This is a genomic window from Leuconostoc sp. (assembly GCF_965300815.1).
In genome coordinates this window covers 1-4,018 of the sequence record NZ_CBDKZH010000115.1, presented here as the reverse complement: position 1 = coordinate 4,018, position 4,018 = coordinate 1, and the positions used below count along the sequence as shown (strand labels likewise).

Here is a 4,018-nt window from a genome sequence, read left to right as displayed (position 1 = left end):
ATAAAAGAAACCCCCTATACTAATATTACAAAACACAGATTATTGTACTAAAACACTCAACGTTTACTTTTATTTCGCTTCAATTTTCTGGTGATTTGTGCTGGTATCTTAGTCGTCGCCGTTATCGTATTTTGTACTTTTGCTTTAACGGCTTGTTGTCTTTTCTGCTTGGCCTTTTCCAGGTCCGCAGCCATCATTTTACTTTTCTGGACGGTTTCAGCGTCAATCGTATAGAGTTTCACAAATGTCTGTGGATCAACGAGGCTATTACCTTTAGGTTGCGTTTTAACGACTTGATTTGGCACAGCATTGGCATATTTAACCGCTGGCGCAACAGACACAACCGTATGGTTAAAATGATATTGCGTCATAATCTCATTAGCCTCATCCACATCAAGTGCAGTGACATCTGGTACTTTGATATACCCTTTTCGTTTTTCCAGCTGTGCATTAACTAATTTAGTCCCCTGTGCCAGCAGCTCAGGTGCGAATGCACCAAGTGCGATTTTGCCTACAGTACTGATTAGTTTTATTTTGTTCATCATGACTATTCTCCTAATACGACAATATCGTGCATCAGATTCCTTTCATTATAATGGTTCACTGTATTCAGTGCAATAAGATAATTTTAATAAAAAAGCGCCGCATAAATGCGGACGCTTTGCGTTGTGTTAACGTGCTAAATCAGGAATTGGTTTGCCAGTTGCAATCGACTGGTTCATCAAATCTTCAATTTGTTTATCGGTAAATTTTTTATCATCAATACCAGCATTTTTGAGGATACTACGTGTTGCTTGAATATCACGCGCTGAAATTGTCACGGGTTGATCACGACTTTCTAAATTCGCATGATCATTTTTTTCTGAAACACTGGTCGCAGCACTTGTGCTTGAGCTTTCTGCCGATTGCTGCGTTCTTTCAGGTTGTGACAATGACTGCTGACTTGATGATGTAGCAGATGACGGTACAGCATCTTGAGATTGACTTGATGCTTGTGACGTCGATGATTGTGATTGGTTTGCAACATGTGCCAGCTGCTTGCCAGTTGGCTGGGTCTGTTGACCTAACAATAAAATACCCACCAACACCGCAACCATAACAATCACAATGATACTAATGTTAATAGTTAATCTGCTCTTTTTCAATTTGTAAACCTTCCCGTATAGTCAATACTGATATCCAAAGGCTTATTCTGTGATAAGCCAGTAAAATACTTGCTAGCGCTATACTGCCATGCCGCAAACTCTGAATTATATTGTAAGGCACGTGCAGCTGCTGGATTGCCCTCATTTGGATACTGAGCAAGCCAAATATCTTTTGTATTCAGGCGATCTGTATCCACAATGTTGCCCGATCCCGTAATCGCTTTGTATGAGTAGTTGACAACATTTGAATAACCTTGTTGTGCGAGTGTATTGCGGAACGCGTTAAGATCCGCTACCTTGTCTCCTGAACTGTTAACTGCATAACCTTCTTCATAGTCATCAACCATCACAGTATCACTTGGTAAACCCAACACCTTGGCATAGTTAGCAAAATATGTTGCTTCAATGGCCGCTTCTGTTGAATTAGTAAACCAAGCATAATGATAGGCGGCAATTTTCATTCCAGCATTTCTAGCATAGCTGATTTGTGTGGCTGCATATGGGTTTTTATAAGTTGTATATTCCGTTAATTTAATAACAGCTGTTTTAATACCCGCTGCATACATCGCCTTGTAGTCCGCCTGCGTTAGCCAACTCTGGTGAGAAGACACATCGATGAAATCCGATGGTGCAATAGTTGGCAAATAGGCTGTCCCCCCTACAGGTGCTATCCCACCTTTTTTGACTAACTGGACTTGGATTGCTTCAATGCGTAACCCGCGCCCTGAAGTCCCGGCAGTTTGACCATTTGACGCCCAACCGAGCCAACCATAATTTTGCACATAAGTACGATAGTAAATATCATAACTATCACTTAATGTCCCTGTTAGATTAAAACTTAGGGCTTCAACACGTAAGCCTTGACCTGAAGTCCCGGCAACCGCATTATCATTAACCGCTGATTGCCAACCAACATTTTGGACATAAGCCTTATACGTCACCCCACCAGACATATTATCTGGTAAATCACTGACATTAGCCTTAAAGTCTTCAACACGAAGGGCTTGTCCCATTGTCCCAGCTGTCGCACCATCGTCAACACTGGTTTGCCAACCACTATTTTGCACATTGGTTTGATAATGAATACTTGGATCAGGTTTTCTCGTGTAAGATGGATTTGTCGTATCACCTGGTGCTGGTTGCCCTTTTGGTACTAAGACAATCTGCAGGGCTTCTAGGCGATAACCATAACCAACTGTCCCCGCATCTTGCCCGTTTGATGCCCAACCGAGCCAACCGAAGTTTTGCGCGTGGACACGATAATACACATTATAGGAATTGGCAATATTCCCTGTCAGTTTGATACGTATCGTTTCTAAGCGCAAGGATTGGCCCTGAGTGCCTGACAGCGACCCGTCCTGTACCCAGTTTTGCCATCCGATATTTTGAATTTGCGTTTGATACTGAATACTACCTGACGTAGCAGCGTTCTGGTTTCCTAACTGAATCGTCGTAGCTTCTAAACGCTTACCTTGACCAGTCGTACCAGAGGTTTGGCCATCCGATACAACATTTTGCCAACCATAATCTTGGACATGCGTCTGATACTGAACATTTGGCTCACCATCTAGATTATAAAAAGCATTTGCTGTACTACCCGGCGCTGGTTGTCCCTTAGGGACCAATACCACTTCTAACGCTTCCAATCGGTAGCCATACCCAGCCGTTCCAGCTGCCTGCCCGTTGGATGCCCAGCCCAGCCAACCAAAGTTTTGTGCATGAACACGATAATAAACATCATAATAGTTCGCAATATTACCTGAAAGTTTAATGCGAATCGCTTCAAGCCTTAATGATTGACCTGAAGTCCCACTGATCACGCCATCTTGTTTCCAATCTTGCCACCCAATATTTTGGATGTGCGTCTGATATTGAACACTGCCAGTCAAAGTACTATCTTGATTGGCAAGCTGAATGGTCGTCGCCTCTAGGCGCTTACCTTGCCCAGTTGTGCCAGCCATTTGACCATCGGCGACATAGGGTTGCCAGCCGATATCTTGGACATGCGTCCGATACTGAACGCTCGGCTGTTGTGCTGCTGAAATTGGTGATGACCACTGAGTCGTGAGCAATAGACCAATAACAACGGTTAAAATAACCACTAAACCGCCAGTGATTCTGTTATTCTTCATTGTCAAATCAACTTTCCAAATTACTTTATATGCCTTGCTTATTATAACAAAATTCACATCATGAATTGTAACAAGAAAAATAAAAACCATTCACAAATGTGAATGGTTTTGACTATTTTCTTTTCAACAGTGTAACACCACGACCAACAGACCAAAATAAAATTAACATCACTGAAAAACTAATTAAACCAACAGATGCTTTAAAGAGCGGTGGTTCAAATTGTAACGTAATCGTTTGTTCTTTTTGTGATGCTGGCACTTTAATTTGCGTCAAATAGCCACGTAGTGGTTGAGCTAACTTTGCCTGTCCACCTATCACATGATAGCCGGGCCATGCCGTTCTTGAAAAGACGACTTTGGCTTCATCACGATGTGCCGGTACTTTAATCGTGACTTCATAATTCGAATTTTTAATTTCCGTCACTTGTGGGATACTGCTCCAGACAACACCACCGACATTATTGTTGATCTTTTCTCGCTGAATCACAACATAATATTGATCATGAGATGTTACCTGCCACCCATCCGGTACATTTTTATGCTTAATAAGATTGCGATAAACTTTACGCTCACTCTCATTACCAACCGCTCAGGTATCAACGCACAATAGATCTGCCAATGGTAACTGTGTTTGCTTGTCTTTTTTAAATAGCTTCGCGTAATGATCAGTTGAGATACGTGTTGGTTCACCACCTCTGATATCATCAATAAACTTCTTATACCCGACAGGCGTATAGACAT

Annotated in this window: 4 protein-coding genes; all 4 read right to left on the bottom strand. The window is 42.1% G+C overall.

Annotated elements, in window-relative coordinates; all coding sequences use genetic code 11:
- Window positions 1–56 precede the first annotated feature (56 nt).
- Window positions 57–545, bottom strand: a complete 489-nt coding sequence (locus tag ACW12G_RS06835; RefSeq protein WP_455647590.1) for a PASTA domain-containing protein — start codon at window positions 543–545, stop codon at window positions 57–59.
- A 126-nt stretch (window positions 546–671) separates the two neighbouring features.
- Window positions 672–1,145 (bottom strand): hypothetical protein, encoded by a 474-nt coding sequence (locus ACW12G_RS06830; RefSeq protein ID WP_455647589.1) that lies wholly within the window; start codon window positions 1,143–1,145, stop codon window positions 672–674.
- Complete coding sequence (locus ACW12G_RS06825; RefSeq protein ID WP_455647588.1) at window positions 1,142–3,277, bottom strand: GH25 family lysozyme; 2,136 nt, start codon at window positions 3,275–3,277, stop codon at window positions 1,142–1,144. Before ACW12G_RS06825 ends, ACW12G_RS06830 begins: the two co-directional genes overlap by 4 nt.
- A 112-nt stretch (window positions 3,278–3,389) precedes the next feature.
- The gene (locus ACW12G_RS06820) at window positions 3,390–3,764 is read right to left on the bottom strand and encodes a hypothetical protein (protein ID WP_455647587.1); all 375 of its coding nucleotides are present in this window, start codon (window positions 3,762–3,764) and stop codon (window positions 3,390–3,392) included.
- Between the last annotated feature and the right edge of the window lie 254 nt (window positions 3,765–4,018).